Origin of the sequence: Streptomyces minutiscleroticus (assembly GCF_014650875.1) — a bacterium.
In the GTDB taxonomy this organism is placed as follows: domain Bacteria; phylum Actinomycetota; class Actinomycetes; order Streptomycetales; family Streptomycetaceae; genus Streptomyces; species Streptomyces minutiscleroticus.
Genome location: NZ_BMVU01000224.1, coordinates 1 through 796, shown reverse-complemented (window position 1 = coordinate 796; position 796 = coordinate 1). Strand labels below are relative to the sequence as shown.

The window sequence follows — 796 nt, the reverse complement described above, 5'->3', positions numbered from 1 at the left end:
CCCCCCCGGCGCCCAAGATTGGAAAGGCACCAGCCGCTGCTCCTGCTCGCTGTGCGTGTTCGCCGCCAAGCGGGACCTGCTGCTGGCGATCCGCCGCCGGCCGCGGCTGGCCGCGCTGTACGCACAGGTCGAAGCCGCCCGCGGCGACAGCTTCAGCCCCACCTGGCACATCACCGACCTGATCACACAGAGCCGTCTGCCCACCGCCCCCGACCCCGGGGTCGTCCTCGCCGACGACACCCCCGCCATGGACCTGCTGGCCCAGCAGGTCCGCACCGCGCTGCAGCAGCCCCCGCGCAAGGCCGTCGGCCTGGCCGCCCGCCCCCGCCCGGACTGCGACGGCTGCATCCCCGCCCCGGACGCCACCTGATCCGCTGCCCCTACCCACCGTGAGAAAGGCATACTGGCCATGATGACGACCACCACCCAGCGCCTGCTTGACCTGGCCGCGGCCGCCCCGACCGCCGACGGCGAGGACCTGGTGCGCCTGCTGAGCGAGGGCAACGCCCTGTACCACCAGGGACTGGAGGAGACCCGCCAGGCGACGTCCATGCGCCTGGGCGCACTCACCACCGCCGAACTGGTGGAGGCGGCCGCACAGGCCGGCGTGCCGTGCGACAGCTCCCGCACCCGGCCGGAAGTCCTCCTGCTCCTCGCCCTGGCCGAGTGGGAGATGACACCCGCAGCGATGGCCTACTCCGGCATGGCCGAAGACGCCGCCCGCCGGGGAGTCAGCCTCCTCCCGGAGGAGTGAACCGCAGAGCTTCCTTGCCTGAAGTCGGCCAGCGGACTGGAC

General features: G+C 73.1%; 1 protein-coding gene and 1 pseudogene. Both read left to right on the top strand.

Annotated elements, in window-relative coordinates:
• Positions 1 to 370, top strand: a pseudogene (locus IE271_RS41135) (phosphoadenosine phosphosulfate reductase); the annotation flags it as partial.
• 42 nt (positions 371 to 412) lie between these two features.
• Entirely contained in the window at positions 413 to 754 is a 342-nt protein-coding gene (locus IE271_RS41130; RefSeq protein WP_229920005.1) for a hypothetical protein, read from the top strand.
• Positions 755 to 796 lie beyond the last annotated feature (42 nt).

What these genes read in the sequence shown, in the direction of transcription:
- IE271_RS41130 (WP_229920005.1), top strand. Translation starts at nt 413, where the DNA reads ATGACGACCACCACCCAGCGCCTGCTTGACCTGGCCGCGGCCGCCCCG.